Source organism: Fictibacillus sp. NPDC058756, from assembly GCF_042746035.1.
Classification (GTDB): Bacteria; Bacillota; Bacilli; order Bacillales; family Fictibacillaceae; genus Fictibacillus.
Window position 1 is genome coordinate 2368721 of sequence record NZ_JBHYPU010000001.1, and the last position, 14996, is coordinate 2383716.

Annotated in this window: 14 protein-coding genes; 1 reads left to right on the forward strand and 13 read right to left on the reverse strand. The window is 39.6% G+C overall.

From position 1 onward, the window contains the following. Positions 1–63: 63 nt before the first annotated feature. Positions 64–1665: an MDR family MFS transporter gene (locus ACFW35_RS11890; RefSeq protein ID WP_379845936.1), complete on the forward strand. Its 1602-nt coding sequence runs from the start codon at positions 64–66 to the stop codon at positions 1663–1665. A 332-nt stretch (positions 1666–1997) separates the two neighbouring features. Here ACFW35_RS11890 and ACFW35_RS11895 read toward each other — a convergent pair whose 3' ends face one another. The 13 genes from ACFW35_RS11895 to ACFW35_RS11955 form a co-directional block, all read right to left on the reverse strand. Continuing rightward, a complete protein-coding gene (locus ACFW35_RS11895) occupies positions 1998–2834 on the reverse strand; it encodes a GNAT family N-acetyltransferase (RefSeq protein ID WP_379845938.1) in 837 nt (278 codons plus the stop codon). 604 nt (positions 2835–3438) lie between these two features. Continuing rightward, the gene (locus tag ACFW35_RS11900; protein ID WP_066288615.1) at positions 3439–4077 is read right to left on the reverse strand and encodes a response regulator; all 639 of its coding nucleotides are present in this window, start codon (positions 4075–4077) and stop codon (positions 3439–3441) included. After that, entirely contained in the window at positions 4074–5900 is a 1827-nt protein-coding gene (locus ACFW35_RS11905) for a GAF domain-containing sensor histidine kinase (protein ID WP_379845939.1), read from the reverse strand. Before ACFW35_RS11905 ends, ACFW35_RS11900 begins: the two co-directional genes overlap by 4 nt. A 248-nt stretch (positions 5901–6148) precedes the next feature. Then, the gene (gene mgtE / locus ACFW35_RS11910) at positions 6149–7507 is read right to left on the reverse strand and encodes a magnesium transporter (RefSeq protein WP_379845941.1); all 1359 of its coding nucleotides are present in this window, start codon (positions 7505–7507) and stop codon (positions 6149–6151) included. A gap of 173 nt (positions 7508–7680) precedes the next feature. Further along, positions 7681–8082, reverse strand: a complete 402-nt coding sequence (locus ACFW35_RS11915; protein WP_379845943.1) for a DoxX family protein — start codon at positions 8080–8082, stop codon at positions 7681–7683. 156 nt (positions 8083–8238) lie between these two features. Then, positions 8239–8988: a type I methionyl aminopeptidase gene (map, locus tag ACFW35_RS11920; RefSeq protein WP_379845944.1), complete on the reverse strand. Its 750-nt coding sequence runs from the start codon at positions 8986–8988 to the stop codon at positions 8239–8241. 377 nt (positions 8989–9365) lie between these two features. Further along, positions 9366–9971 carry a TVP38/TMEM64 family protein gene (locus ACFW35_RS11925; protein WP_379845946.1) on the reverse strand — a complete coding sequence of 202 codons (606 nt, stop codon included), beginning with the start codon at positions 9969–9971 and terminating at the stop codon, positions 9366–9368. Between the two features lie 124 nt (positions 9972–10095). After that, positions 10096–10485 carry a hypothetical protein gene (locus ACFW35_RS11930; protein WP_379845948.1) on the reverse strand — a complete coding sequence of 130 codons (390 nt, stop codon included), beginning with the start codon at positions 10483–10485 and terminating at the stop codon, positions 10096–10098. An 86-nt stretch (positions 10486–10571) separates the two neighbouring features. Then, positions 10572–11027 carry a pyridoxamine 5'-phosphate oxidase family protein gene (locus tag ACFW35_RS11935; RefSeq protein WP_077361867.1) on the reverse strand — a complete coding sequence of 152 codons (456 nt, stop codon included), beginning with the start codon at positions 11025–11027 and terminating at the stop codon, positions 10572–10574. 95 nt (positions 11028–11122) lie between these two features. After that, complete coding sequence (gene iadA, locus ACFW35_RS11940) at positions 11123–12295, reverse strand: beta-aspartyl-peptidase (protein ID WP_379845949.1); 1173 nt, start codon at positions 12293–12295, stop codon at positions 11123–11125. A 179-nt stretch (positions 12296–12474) separates the two neighbouring features. Beyond that, positions 12475–13206: an ABC transporter ATP-binding protein gene (locus ACFW35_RS11945; RefSeq protein WP_379845951.1), complete on the reverse strand. Its 732-nt coding sequence runs from the start codon at positions 13204–13206 to the stop codon at positions 12475–12477. Continuing rightward, the gene (locus ACFW35_RS11950) at positions 13203–13970 is read right to left on the reverse strand and encodes an ABC transporter ATP-binding protein (RefSeq protein WP_379845953.1); all 768 of its coding nucleotides are present in this window, start codon (positions 13968–13970) and stop codon (positions 13203–13205) included. Before ACFW35_RS11950 ends, ACFW35_RS11945 begins: the two co-directional genes overlap by 4 nt. Further along, positions 13967–14995 (reverse strand): branched-chain amino acid ABC transporter permease, encoded by a 1029-nt coding sequence (locus ACFW35_RS11955; protein ID WP_379845954.1) that lies wholly within the window; start codon positions 14993–14995, stop codon positions 13967–13969. Before ACFW35_RS11955 ends, ACFW35_RS11950 begins: the two co-directional genes overlap by 4 nt. Between the last annotated feature and the right edge of the window lies 1 nt (position 14996).

Consider the following 14996-nt stretch of genomic DNA (forward strand, 5'->3'; position numbering starts at 1 on the left):
TTTGCTTTTCTTATATACTTCACTTTATTAATTATTTGTTAGATGAATAGGAGGAAACAGATTATGGAACATCTCGAACTCCGGCGGAAAATCATAATCATGATTTCTATTATGGCTGCCATGCTTTTTGCAGCTTTAAATCAAACGATCGTAGGAACTTCACTGCCAAGAATAATCGCCGATCTTGGCGGCATTGAATATTATAGCTGGGTATTTACAATTTTCATGTTAACATCGAGCATTACAGCTATTCTTGTAGGAAAACTATCAGATATATATGGTCGAAAACCCTTTATCCTTATAGGTATTGGAGTTTTCACTGTCGGTTCACTGCTTTGCGGTGTTTCAGAAAGCATCCTCGAACTCATCCTATACCGCGGGATTCAAGGTTTTGGCGGAGGGATGATCATGTCTACAGCTTTTACAGCTGTAGGTGACCTCTTTTCTCCGCGTGAACGCGGTAAATGGCAAGGGATTATGAGCAGTGTTTTTGGATTGGCAAGCGTCTTCGGACCAACACTGGGCGGCTATATCGTGGATCATTTTCATTGGCATTGGGTGTTTTGGATCTTTCTTCCGTTCGGGTTAGTAGCTTTTGCAGCTATTTATTTTCTTTTTCCATCTGTTCCAAGAAAAGAAAAGGAATCCATTGATTATACCGGGTCTTTGCTTTTAACGATAACAGTAGTTCCACTTCTGCTTTCATTCACATGGGCTGGAAATCAGTATGAATGGCTATCGCCCGAGATCATAGGACTTTTCGGAGTAACAATCGTTGCACTCTTTTTGTTTATCCGTACAGAAAAGCGTGTCGCGAGCCCTGTACTTCCGCTTGATATGTTTAAAAATAAGGTTTTTACAATCTCAAACATTATCGGATTATTCTTGGGAGCAGGAATGTTCGGTTCAATCATGTATATGCCTTTCTTTATCCAAGGCGTAATGGGCACGTCAGCTACGAAATCCGGATTTGTTATGATGCCCCTGACACTTGCGATGGTAGCCGGAAGTACGATCAGCGGCCAGATCATAACGAAGACCGGCAAGTATAAAAAACTTGCCCTGTTCGGATTATTCATCATGGCAAGCGGAATGACAAGCATGCATTTTATGGATACAGAAACAACGAATATTACAGCTACACTGAACATGATTTTAGTAGGAACAGGCCTTGGAATCACGTTCCCTATCTTTACATTAACTGTACAAAATGCCGTTGAACATAAATATTTAGGAGTTTCCACTTCCTCGGTACAGCTGTTCCGCCAGTTAGGAGGAACAATCGGCGTTTCGATCATGGGAAGTGTAATGAACAACACATTGGCAGATCACTTTAGCGAAAATTCTCAAAAACTGATCGCTTCCACTCCAAATGTTACTCCTCAGATGAGTGAACAAATTAAGGAGATGGCGAACCCTCAAGTACTATTGAACCAAGATGCAGTGATGGCGAAGTTCAGCGACATGCCTTTAGAATCTGTAGTTTTCTTAAAACAAGTCATGGAGATTCTGCGCGAATCTTTAAGCTATGCCTTAAATGGCGTTTTCCTGACAGGAGCACTCGTGATCGGAACCGCCCTGCTGCTTACTTTCTTCTTCTTAAAAGAGATACCGCTAAGAACATCTAATGAAAGCAAAGAAGAATTAAAAGATCAATCCGCCTAAAGAAAAGACGTAGGAGAATTAATTTTTCCTCCGTCTTTTTTATTTTGGCTACTTAAGAAAAAATTTTGTACGACTATCTTCTTAGACAAGTTGATTCGAGCGCAAGGTGCGTGCCGACCACATGATAAGCTTCTCGCAAGGCATGCGACGAGAAACTCACATCGGTAGCATTAACTTGTAGACGCAGGAGCAAGGTTCCTTCTATGAAGCGGGACAGGTGAGACCCGTAAAGACGCGTAGCGGCAGGAGGCTCACCGCACGCCCCCGGAAAGCGAGTACCTGGAGCGGAAATCAACCACTTTCAAGAGCAGCAAAGCTTACGAAAACAGCCTTTATTTTATTAGTGTTTCTTCTGTTGGACCGTTTTCTGGAACAGTTATATTAACAGGAAAATTCATACTCCACATGCCAATATCTTTAAATCCAAGCCTTTTATAGATGGAACCCGCTTTTGGATTATCGTAGAAAAGACAAAGTGCTTTTCCTTCTGAAAGAACATCCTGACAAAGTGCTTCCATACATAGGGTTGCAAGACCTTGGTTTCTTTTTTCGGGATGTGAACATACACCAACGATCATAGCGGATAATGAATTTTCAGCAGTTGTTGAGGCGCATGAAACGACAATGTTGTCTTCTTTCATAAAATATGTACGTCCCGTTTTTGTTTTCAGAGCCTGCTCTAAACTTTGTCTTGCAGTAGCTCTAATCGTGAATTCTATAATCTGCTGTTTCAGTTCTATTAATGAATCCACATCTTGAAGCCCTGCTTCCTGAATACCTTCTCGGCTGCTGTTTTTATTTAACAAGCGGTTATCTTTAAGCTCAGCAAAATACGTTTCTTTTGTGCGACCAAACTTAACATATGGACGGAACTGTTCAGTGATCTCTTTTTTCCCTGAGAGCATTTCGTATGCGGTGTCTTTGTTTATGATCTCTGAAAAATCTTTTGCATTAATGGTTCCTTTTGAATATGGCAAGTAGTTCCCCATATAGCGAAGGAGGATCCCTTGTATTTCTCCTGCCTCATCAAGGTCTGTCCAGATTTCCTGAAAATCAGTTTCATAGCCGAAATTCTCAATATCCGCAATGATAAATAGATTTAGAGCAGGTTCATCACTCAAATAATTCATCACTTTCTCATGCATCGTCTGATCTGCTTTAACAACCATCTGCCTGTTCCCCTCTCATATGTTTCTATTAATTTTAGCCTCAAGGTGGAAAAATGCAACAATTTTTCATAAAAAAGCGTTTTAAGAAAAAACGCCCCTTGTTGTGAGATAGTAAACTTCTTTTCCTCTTTATATTAGGGTCAGTAATGCAACAGAACAGGGTAATAGATAACTATTTCATGGTAATGTGGAATAATCCATGCTAATCCTCAATCATTCCACACATAAAAAGATTTATCGAATTTTCGACAAGCGACACTAAAGGGTGCTATTTCAGTTCATAAATAAGGCTCTTATTGTTATGGTTATTTTCATTATCTTCATTGAAAAGTTGATTGTAGCGCAAGGTGCGTGCCTACCACATGATAAGCTTCTCGCAAGGCATGCGACGAGAAACTCACATCGGTAGCATTAACTTGTAGACGCAGGAGCAAGGTTCCTTCTATGAAGCGGGACAGGTGAGACTCCTAACGGCGCAAGCGCAGAGGAGGCTCACCGCACGTCCCCCGGATAGCGAGTACCTGGAGCGGAAATCAACTGCTTTCAAAAGCGACATATTTTTATGCTTTCTAATCTTTCAAAAAAAACCAGCCAATGGACTGGTTTACATAGAAACGAGATGGTTTTGTACCGCATAGATGACGGCTTGGGAACGGCTCTTAACTTCTAGTTTTTTAAAGATTTTACTAACGTGGATTTTTACTGTTTTATCACTGATAAAGAGTTTTTCTGCGATTTCTTTATTGCTCAGTCCTTCTACTAAACCAATCAGCACTTCCTGTTCCCTGTCAGTCAGGTTCGATTCATCTTTCTTCACTTGGGTTTGCTGAAGGTGAATATTTACTAGTTTCTTTGTCATGCTCGGTGTAATCATAGATTCGCCGCGGTAAACCGCATTTATAGCATCAACAACATGTTCAGAAGGAGCATCTTTTAATAAATATCCATCCGCTCCTGCTTTTAATGCAGACATTAAATACTCATCGTGTGTGTACATCGTTAAAACGAGTATGCGGGCATCAGGATTTTTTTCTTTAATAACAGCTGTTGTTTCGACTCCATTCATACCTGGAAGATTAATATCCATAATGATCACATCTGGTGACAATTCTTCTGTTAGTTTGAGTGCTTCCTCACCAGAGATCGCTTCTCCAATAACTTTTATATCATCTTCAAAAGATAGTATATTTTTTAATCCGTCTCTTAGAATAGCATGGTCATCTACTAGTAATATAGAAATCATGTTATGTGAGCCTCCTTTGTTTCTAATTGAGGTATTTGAAGTTTAATTTCTGTTCCTTTTCCTTTGGCAGAATCAATATGAAGAGATGCCCCCAAAGTATCTGACTGTTCATTCATGTTTAATATGCCGTAATGGGGTTCTTGCTGAGCTTTAATCATCGATTCATAAAGAGAAAATCCAACACCGTCATCTTTGATCCTAAAAATTACTTGATCGTTTGAGTAGCTTAGCAGGATGCTCACCTTTGTAGCCTTTGCATGCTTTAAGACGTTTTGAAGGCTTTCTTGAAAAATATCAAAAATCACTTTTTCAACCATTGTACTCAATCTGCTAGGTGTTCCCCGCTCCTGAAAATGAATCTGAATGATGTGCCCTTCTTCTTTTATAGACTTTATCTTTGCTTTAATTGCTTGATGAAGCCCAATTCTTTCAGTTGGATAAGGTCTTAATGCATAGATGGACTCTCGGAGTTCCTTCAAACTCCCTCTCAGCTTCTCTGTACTGACTGCTACTAATTGTTTTGTTCTTTCAGGTTTTATGGTAAAAACACGCTGTGCCGTTTCAAGCTGCATGACAGATCCAGCCAGTGTCTGTGCAATTCCATCATGTATTTCACGCGCAATACGGTTTCGTTCTTCTAATAAAACACGTTTTTCACGTTCAGAAATCAGCAATTTTGTTTTCCAGGCAACTGCCAGCTGGTTTGCTAATGTTGCCATGGTTTGTGTATCAACTGCAGAAAAAGAATGCGATCTCGTTCTGCCAGTAATAAGTACCCCCGTTACCTCTTCTTCCGCCATTAGCGGCGCCAGCATGACAGACTTGATAGAACCGGGAAAGAAAGAAAATCCCCACGCGTTATTCTCATTTTTTTTGTTAAATAAATGCATGGAAGGATTCGTTTCCAGCAGCTCAATAAAATCAGAACAAATTTCTTTTTCAACTGAAACCACGCCGTTTTCATATGCTTTTTTCCATGAGTTTCCATCATTTAGAAACAATATCACCGCATCAGTTCCGAGAAACTCTAAAAATGGGAGCTCCGCTTGCTGAAGCCAATCTTTCGATGGAAGATGAGCATTGAAGGTTGTACTAATTTTGTATAAAGCCTTTAAACGGTTTCTCTCCTGGTGCAGCCTCGCAATAAATGAAGAGATAAGTGCGATCGCGACCAGCGGGGAGAAGAAAAAGATATAGGAGAATACGTCAACCACACCACGATTTTGGCTGCCTAACAAGAACATTAAGGTAATATACGATATGGAAAAGAGTGTTACAAGGCTCTCTGAGATCGTTTTTGTTTTCCATATTTTTAATGGGTACGTTTGTGGCCGAATCAGTAAAACAGCATCTACGATAAGGTTATTGATGATATAGTACATCCCAGCGATCAGGATCATTCTTAGTTCTGCATACCAGAAAGCGCTTAATCCAGCTTCTATGGATAAAAGAATAAGTTCTGTAACATGAACAGCACCAAAAAAACTAAGCAGGAGCTGTGCTGGATTGAATAGAACAATGCGAAGCGGACGGTTATTCAACGCATGAATGAGACAAACCATTGCGCCAAATACGACAACAGTTAATCCCCAGCCATATAGAAGTTCAATTGTATAAAGCAGAGGAAAACTTAAAGCACTAAGTCCTTTCCAAATCGGAATCGGAAAGTATTCTGTAATAAATAGAAACAGCAATAATGTAGAAAAAATAAGCAGATCAGGATATTTCGTGATAGAAAAAGCACTAAAAATCCAAATAATGAACCCAGCTAAAATGATAGCCGAAACAAATTTACTTGCTGCTGCCTCCCGATTCAAACCCACTTTTCCCACCTCTTTTTATAAAAAATTCAGTCAATTCATTATAACATAGCTATTTAGCAGACATTCTCCTCCAAAATGTGGTGAATGTGCTAAAGAAACAGAGCGTAAAAAAACCGAAATTAGTCGAATGACTTACGCCGCTGACCAATTCCGGAAAAACCATGTTTTTTTAATATTATCGCACTTCATTTATGCTGTTTCTATTACACAAAAGACGTATATGAGTATAGTACCTTTTAACTAACCTTTTATAAGAGATGAGATAAAAACATTGTTGCTGTTCCAAAGTAAACAAATAGCGAGAAAATATCATTCAGCGTTGTAATCAGAGGTCCCGATGCAACAGCCGGATCCACCTTAAAGCGATACAGCAGTAAAGGAATTAATGTACCGGCAAGTGTTCCAATTATTAAAGTGAAAAATAAAGAACTTCCTACAACAAGACCTAAAATGAGATTGCCTTTCCATAAAAAAGCGACAATCGCAATTAAAATACCGCATGTTATTCCAATAATAAAGCCTACACCAAACTCCCGCATGATCAGCTTTATGATCGTTGCCCGGTCGATATCATGCGATACTAATCCACGAACCACAACGGCAAGTGACTGTGTACCTGTGTTCCCCGTCATCCCAGCGATCATCGGCATAAAATAAGTCAAGGCAACAGCTTTTTCAATGGTGCCTTCAAATGTACTGATGATGCTTCCAGATAATATCCCAATAAAGAGTAACAAGATAAGCCAAGGCAGACGGCGATATGATGCTACAATCGCGCTTGTTTGAAAGTCAATCGATTTACCAGTTGCTGATAGCTTTTCAATGTCTTCATTCGCTTCTTCAATTAAGACATCGAGAACATCATCGACAGTTACAATCCCGATCAATCGTTCCTGATCATCAATAACTGGAACCGCTATAAAGTCATATCGCTCAATCGTTCTGGCTACTTCTTCCTGATCTGTTTCGGCAGGTACAGCAATAACCCTGCTGTACATAATCTCTTCAATCTTTTCATCCATTTCAGCCAACAGTAAGTCTCTGTACGAAACAACCCCAACCAGTTTTTTTTCTTCATCAATAACATAGAGATAATAAATGTTCTCGGCAAAACCTGCGAATGTTTTTAATTTTTCAACCGCATCCCGAACCGTATAGACTTTCGGAATCCAGACAAAACGGTTGGTCATAATTCCGCCGGCAGTATCAGAGTCATATTGCATCAAACTCTGAACACTTTTTGATTCATCCGCTTTCATTGAAGATAAGAAATCCTGAATTTCATTTACATCCAAATTACCAAGCAAGTCAGCAAGGTCATCGTTTTCCATCAAGTTCATGATATGAGATGAACGTTCGATGCCTAATTTGTGAAGAATCTCCATCTGCAGGTCACTGTCTAATTCTTGAATCAATGATGCAATCTGTCTGGTTGTCAAAAACGTTACAAACTTATGTCTGTGCTTTTCAGGCAAGTTCTTATATACATTGGCAATGTCGTATGGATGAAGTTCATCAATAAGCAGCTGAAATTCTCTTTTTCTAAGTTCTTTCAGGTTTTTAATGACATACAATAAAATCTGATTCTCTGACATCTCTTTAAACAAGGAACGTCACCTCCTTATAAAATACTCATTTATTATAAGTGATTTTTTCATGTGTGACTATGAAAGAAATGATGCAACATCACGCTTTTTAAACCTATTCATAGCATATCGCTTTTCAAAAAGAAAAAACCACCTTAAATAGATGGTTTCCTCTCTATTTTTATTCTATTTCCCTACTTCAGCCATAAATAATCAAGTGAATAAGTACCTGCCCCTGTTAACGCAACTCCAACAACTACTGCAATAAGGACAAGATTGAATTCGTATCCGTTAGCTGTCACCCAAAAACCGTTCTGCAAGTGGACTTTAAGGATGGCCACAAGCATGGTAGCAGCGATTAAAATCGCCCCTACTTCTGTAAAGAGTCCTGCAGCAAAAAGCAATCCCCCGCCAAATTCCGCAAGACCAGCTATTAGAGCCATCGTATAGCCAGGCTTTATTCCAATTGACTCCAGCCAGCCTCCTGTTCCTTTTAAACCATAGCCTCCAAACCAGCCGAATAACTTTTGCGCTCCGTGAGCAGCAAGTGCCAGACCAACAACTAGACGAATAATAAGTAATCCTAAAGATAACATGTAATGATTCCCTCTTTCTTAAGTTTATTTAACTTACTTTATGTTAGTATATTACAATATGTAACTTGTCTGTGTCAAGTTACTTTAAAAAAATAATTACAAGGTCAAAAAAAATCACCGCATTCCTTTTATAAAGAATATGCGGCAAATTCAGTTTTAAGCTTGTTCAGTTAAAATAATCGGTCCATTTCTTGTTATGGCAACAGTATGTTCATATTGGACAGATAAGCTTCCATCGTACGTCAATGCCGTCCATCCATCTGATCCCATCGTGATATAAGGAAGCCCTTCATTGAAAATGGGCTCTATCGTTATGACCATACCTTCTTTTAATTTAATGCCTGTATTCCGTTCGCCAATATGATGAACTTGTGGTTCCTCATGTATATTTCGACCAATGCCATGACCGATGAATTCTCTCACAATAGAATAGCCTTTTCTGTCAGCATACGATTCAATCGCGTTCCCAATATCTCCTAATCGGTTACCGACTTGCGCTTGTTCGATCCCTTTATACAATGCTTTTCTAGTTGCTTTCATTAACCGCTGTGCTTCTGGTGCGATTTTCCCAACTTCATATGACCATGCTGAGTCAGCGAGCCATCCATCATGATCCACAACAAAATCGACGGTAAGGATATCACCATTTTTTAAAGGTTTTCTATTAGGAAGGCCATGGCAGACCTCATTGTTTACAGATGAACACGTTGCGAAAGGATAGCCCATATACCCTTTTTGCGCAGGTTTTGCACCTCTCTCGTGAAGAAAGCGCTCCACAAATTGATCAAGTTCTAACGTTGTGATTCCTGGCAAGACCATTTTGCTTAAAGCTTTGTGACATTCAGCAAGGATTGATCCTGCATGTTTCATTTTCTCTATTTGTTTATCGGATTTAATCTCAACCAAACCGCCATCTCCCTTCCTCTTTTTAAACTATATTCCGAGGAAAAGTTCTGCGTGAAAAATTGTCTGATTAAGGTTGACCGTTTTAAGTTAGCTATTGGAAGTAGTTGATATCTGCTCTAGGATGCCCGCTTTCCGCGGGGCGGGCGGTGAGCCACCCTATCGCTTTACGCTGGCGGGGTCTCGTCTGTCCCACTGATCCCTCAGGACAAGGAAGGCTTCGGAAGCCTTACATCGCACGAAGAAAATGTGATTTTCATTTTCGAGGAGTCTCGCACCTTGCGCTCCAATCAACTTGTCAACGAGGTCTTTACATAAACTATCCAAAAACAACAATCTTTTAGAAAAGCCTATAAGTAAAAAAAACACCAGGCTATAAATTAAGCCTGATGTTCCGATTGTTTTAATCTGGATTCAACTACTTTGCCGCCTAACCATAAAACAAATATACCGAACACGATTAACCCTAATTTTAATGGACTTTTCAATACATCTACGAAATCGTAGCCAATGAATGAAACAATCGCAATCATTACAAGTTTACCGAGCGTTAAAGCTAATAAAAAAGTTTTAACATTAATCCGGGAAAGTCCGCCAACGACGTTAACTAATGCTGAAGGTGTGAACGGAAAACAATAGATTAAGAAGAGCATTCCAAATCCATGGCGTTCCACCCAGTTCAGCATCCGCGTTGTGTTTGTATGCCTGTTTAAGAAATTCAAGAATCGTTTTTGTCCAAATCTGCGAACTAACAAAAAGACAATAGCTGAACCTAAACAAACTCCGACCCATGAATAGATAAAACCTAACCAAAATCCGTATGCAGCTGCATTACCCGCTACAAAAAGGAATAATGGCAAGATTGGAATAAATGATTCAAGCATCGGTAATAGAATACCTGGCAAAAAGCCTAGATCTCGATATTGCTCAAGTAATTTAAGTATGTTGTCTTCTGTAAAATATTGCTGCCAATTTTTCCAATTCATCGTTCGCTCACCCTTTTCTTCCTCATACCCTCATCGTTGCCATCGTTAACACTTTTAAAACTGAATCGAGGAAAAACAAGGAGTCTTTCATTCCTATAATTTTATCATAATTCAAAAAAGCACACTATTTTGAAATTGAATGCGAACGGATTTTTTTCTTTGCCTTTTTTCCGATTATGAAGATGCAGAAAACAGCGGAAAGCCCTGAGGTAATACCATAAAATGAATTTCCTTTGCCCAATTCCTGTCCAAGACCTTCAGGAAACAACAGCCAATATAAAAATAGTGATCCATGAAGCAGAATACCTGCTGCCGCTAAAACTTTCATCAACCCAAAAAACGGCAGCCGTTTAAACGAGAACATAACAGCAGCTATCCCCCAAAATAAAAGAAAGTAGCCCCATAATCCCATCCCTGCCGCTGACTTCGTTTTTAACAAATCCGTTACAAAGAATATACCGGTAAAGACAGATATCAATCCAGATAAAAGCAGCATACGCCAGGCAGCTGTCATTTCAGTCCCCCTCTTTTCGGTATAATAAAAACCGCCTTAACATGCTTTAAGACGGTTTCTGCTCATTCCTCATAATTCTGTCAGATTTACTTCATAAGAGCAGCATATACCTGTTCATCCAGCTCTTTCGCTTTCTTTTCATTATACGTTTTTTCATAAACAGGTTCTTGGACGATCTTAGCACCCCAGAACATGCTCTCAAATACGTGTTCAATATCTACTTCAATTTTCGCAAGCTTAAGAGGTACATCCGCCATAGCATTTTCCAGGATATTCGCTTTTCCGTTAATCGAATAAACGGTTTCCAGCCCGACAACTGTCATCACTACATTAGGATTTGCTTGAATGTTAGTAACGATTCGGGAATTGTTTGTTACTGTAAAACGGATTTTTTCTTCTGATAAACTCTTTACCCATGAAATTGCATTTACGGATGGAGCATTGGATTCTGCGTCAACTGTACCAAGTAATACAAGCTGCTCGCCTTGCAGGTGTTCAAACAATTCAGGACTTAACTTTGTTGGTGTTTCCTGTTTCGCCATGTGATCGCCACCTCAAATGTATTTGTATGTGTGCTGTTTATTTTACCATATTTTTCACATCTGAAAAATGAAAAGGAAGAGGATAAAAACTCCCTTTACTCAAACGTTCCTTTAATAACTGCTTTCCCGTTTTGAACCATCACTTGACCGAGTGCGATAACCGTATCGATATCCAGTGACTCACTGTCTAAAAGTACTATATCTGCATCCAGTCCTTCCTGAAGTATTCCTTTTGATTTCAATTTTAGTATAGATGCAGGATTTTGAGTGATGACTTTTAGTGCGGTTTCTATCGGAATATTCTCTTGTTGGATTGCCACTTGAACCTCTCGATACAAAGAACACACTTTACCGATTAGCAAGCCTGTTAATTCCCCTTTTTCATTAAATTCCGGCAGGCTTCCCTGACCGTCAGAAGTAAACGTAATCTGCTCGATCGGTACACCAGCTTCAAGCATAAGTCTTAAACCTTTGCTGCACTTTACTTCCCCTTCTTCATGATACTTTTTAACGGAACTCGTTGTAAAATCAACGAATCCACCGTTCTTGGCATACTGAATGCCTGCTTCAAATATGTAAGGATTGCGATTGATATGGGTCGGATAAAACTGGGTGACCGGCAGATCGTTCGTACGTACCACTTCTTGTATTAAAGAAAGCATAGTTTTGCTGTCCCCAAGATGGATATTTACTACTCCCGCTTTTCCTGACAGCATACCAGCAATTCGTGCTTGCGAGGCGAGTCTTGCCAGTTCGTGTGCCTGAAGCTGGCTGGATCGGTGATCGGCAATCGCGATTTCTCCTACACCGATGATTTCATCAATCATCATAATATCAGTTTCTATGCTGCCCGTTAACGTTTTAACGGGAATCTGGTAGGAACCTGTGTATGCATAACAAGAAATTCCCTCTTCTTTCAAAGCCTTTGCTTTTGCGATTAAGTTGGTCATCGTTCTTGCTGTTCCGTCTGTTCCGATTACACCTACTAATGTAGTAACACCCGCGAGAGTTGCATCTGTCAGATACAGTTCAGGTGTACGTGTTTTGAAGCTCCCTTCCCCTCCGCCGCCGGCAATATGTACATGGCTGTCTATAAATCCGGGTGTTACATACTTTCCAGTTGCATCTATCACTTGAACATCAATAAAAGAATCTGGCCAATCAATGTTATTGGAAATCGCAGCAATTTTTGACCCTGCTAAAAGGATGTCTTTTTTTCCAATATGCTCAGGAATAAAGACATCGCCGTTTTTAATGAGAACAAACACTTTTATCATCCCTTTACAAAATCGTTAACTGTAAGCCGATCATATTCCAATTATACATACAAAAAAGAAGGAGCAACATATGTACGACTACTCAAAACCATTTAAAAGGACTCGGCTACATAACGTAACCGAGCGATAAAAGAGGTGATGCTTACTTGAATGCAATAAACTTTTTCCACTTATTTTTGTAAACTTGGACTGGTACCCAAATAAGCATCTCTAACACTTTGATTTTGAAGCAGTGATTCAGCTTCCCCTTCGAGTACAATGGACCCTCGTTCCAAAACAAATCCACGATCGGATATAGAAAGTGCTGCCTTGATATTTTGTTCTACTAACAATATTGAAGTACCGGTTTCATTACGGAGTTGAACCAGTATGTTCATAATATCCCGTACAATTAAAGGAGCCAGCCCCAATGAAGGTTCATCAAGCATCAGCAGTTTGGGTTTTGCCATTAACCCTCTCCCGATGGCAAGCATCTGTTGCTCTCCGCCACTCAATAAGCCGCCTAGTCTGCTCTTCATGGTTGCAAGTTTAGGAAAATAATCATAGACCATCTCTAAGTCTTGTAAACACTGTTTTTTTTCTTTGGAATAACGATGATAGCTTCCCAGGATAAGATTGTCTTCAACCGTTAATCCATCAAATATTTGTCTGCGCTCTGGAACAAGAGTTATTCCTTTACAGACAATAGCCACTGAATTTATCATTGCTAATTCTTCATCTTCCATTCGAATAGAACCTGAAGCCGGGGGATAAATTCCTGCGATCCCCCCAAGCAACGTGCTTTTCCCTGCTCCATTTGCCCCTACTATGGAAACAATCTCACCCTTGCCAACAGAGAAGCTAATTTCTTTAATAATTTTTAAATGTCCATGATTCACTGACAGGTTATGAACGTTTATCATACTGTCACCTCACTTCCCAAATAAGCAGCAATAACAGATGCGTTCTGCTGGATTTCATCAGGTGTACCTTCTGCAATTTTTACACCATGATCCAGTACCACAATATGATCAGCAACTCTCATAACGATTTCCATGTCATGCTCTACGAGTAAAAAAGTGTTTCCTTCTTTTTTCATATCAAGGAGTAGATCTGCAAGTTTTGCAGATTCATTGTGGTTCAGTCCGGCCATCGGTTCATCAAGTAAAATTAGTTTTGGTTGTGTGATTACCGCTCTGGCAATCTCAACAAGACGCTGCTTGCCGTATGATAATGTCCCTGCCGGAAGATAGGCTTCCTGTTCAAGATTAAGCTTTTTAACCCATTCCATTGATTTTTCGTAAATATATTGTTCCTCTCTCTTCGCAGATGTCAGTCTTAAACCAGCTTTCCACACGCCCGCCTTCGTTAAAAGGTGCATACCAGCCATAATATTTTCTATAACAGTCATATCAGCAAACAGCTGCAAATTTTGAAAGGTTCTCGTGATTCCTTCTTTCGCAATCTGATGCGGCTTTTTATTTGATATCTTCTTTGTATCTAGTATTATTGTTCCATCGCTTGGAGGAAAAACGCCTGTTATCATGTTGAATACGGTCGTTTTACCTGCACCATTCGGACCGATCAAAGCCGTAATCGATTCTTGCTTTATAGTGAACGAAACATCTTGGACCGCGTGTACTCCGCCAAAATCCTTTGATAAATTTTTTATTTCAAGAAGGTTCATAATGCCGCTCCCTTCTTATCCTGTACTTTCTTCTTTTGAGGTGAAAATAAAGTCTTCCTTTCCTTCCACGAACCCATAAGTCCTTCAGGCTTAAATATCAACAGAACTACAAGAAGAACTCCAAAGAACACAATCTCAAATTCTCCGCCTGTAGAGAAGCCTAATAAAGGAACCCAGTCTTTTAAAAGTTCTACAAGCCAAACATAGATAATAGCACCGGCAAGCCCTCCCCAAAGTGAAGAACTTCCGCCTATCACAACCATGATCAGAAAAACGATTGAAGTCATAACTTCAAAAAGCTGAGGATTAATAAAACTAATGTAATGTGCATACAAGCTTCCTGCTACTGAAGCGAAAACGGCACTGATGATTAAGGCCTTAAGTTTGGAAGTCATTAAGTTTATTCCGATTGATTCTGCAGCAGACTCACTTCCATGAATTGATTTTAGGGCACGTCCAGTCCGTGAATGTATGAGATTATTCGCAAACCACAATCCAAATGCTAGAACAGCCCATACTAAAAAGTAAAAAGATCGATCTGTAGTGAACGAGAAACCAGCAACTTCAAAAGGAGGGATGCCAAAAAAGCCATTTAATCCGCCTGTTAATGAAGTCCATTCTTTTAAAAAGGTAAAAACAATAACGCCGAACCCGAGTGTCGCAAGAGCAAGGTAGTGTTCTTTCAATTTAAAAGAAGGAATACCGATAAGCAGAGCGACTATACAGGCGATTAAGATACCCGTTAATACTCCGGCAAGTGGCGGAAAATCAAATTTCCCCGACACAATAGCACTTGAATAGGCTCCTATCCCATAAAAAGCAGCGTGACCAAGAGAAATTTGTCCAGCATGCCCCATTAGTACAACAAGTCCAGTACATACAATCCCATACAGTCCAATTAAGATAAACGTACTGATAATATAATTTGAAGGGACAAGAAAGGGAAAAATGATCACTGCAAAAAGCAGTACAGTAATACCATATAAATTAAATCTGTAACTTCTAGTGAATTTTTTTATATCCATG

Bases quoted from the DNA above. Each gene is read 5' to 3' on its own strand.
- ACFW35_RS11955 (WP_379845954.1), bottom strand. From the start codon at position 14,995: ATGGATATAAAAAAATTCACTAGAAGTTACAGATTTAATTTATATGGT.
- ACFW35_RS11895 (WP_379845938.1), bottom strand. From the start codon at position 2,834: ATGGTTGTTAAAGCAGATCAGACGATGCATGAGAAAGTGATGAATTAT.
- ACFW35_RS11945 (WP_379845951.1), bottom strand. From the start codon at position 13,206: ATGATAAACGTTCATAACCTGTCAGTGAATCATGGACATTTAAAAATT.
- ACFW35_RS11935 (WP_077361867.1), bottom strand. From the start codon at position 11,027: ATGGCGAAACAGGAAACACCAACAAAGTTAAGTCCTGAATTGTTTGAA.
- ACFW35_RS11950 (WP_379845953.1), bottom strand. From the start codon at position 13,970: ATGAACCTTCTTGAAATAAAAAATTTATCAAAGGATTTTGGCGGAGTA.
- ACFW35_RS11925 (WP_379845946.1), bottom strand. From the start codon at position 9,971: ATGAATTGGAAAAATTGGCAGCAATATTTTACAGAAGACAACATACTT.
- ACFW35_RS11900 (WP_066288615.1), bottom strand. From the start codon at position 4,077: ATGATTTCTATATTACTAGTAGATGACCATGCTATTCTAAGAGACGGA.
- ACFW35_RS11930 (WP_379845948.1), bottom strand. From the start codon at position 10,485: ATGACAGCTGCCTGGCGTATGCTGCTTTTATCTGGATTGATATCTGTC.
- ACFW35_RS11915 (WP_379845943.1), bottom strand. From the start codon at position 8,082: ATGTTATCTTTAGGATTACTTATTATTCGTCTAGTTGTTGGTCTGGCA.
- ACFW35_RS11890 (WP_379845936.1), top strand. From the start codon at position 64: ATGGAACATCTCGAACTCCGGCGGAAAATCATAATCATGATTTCTATT.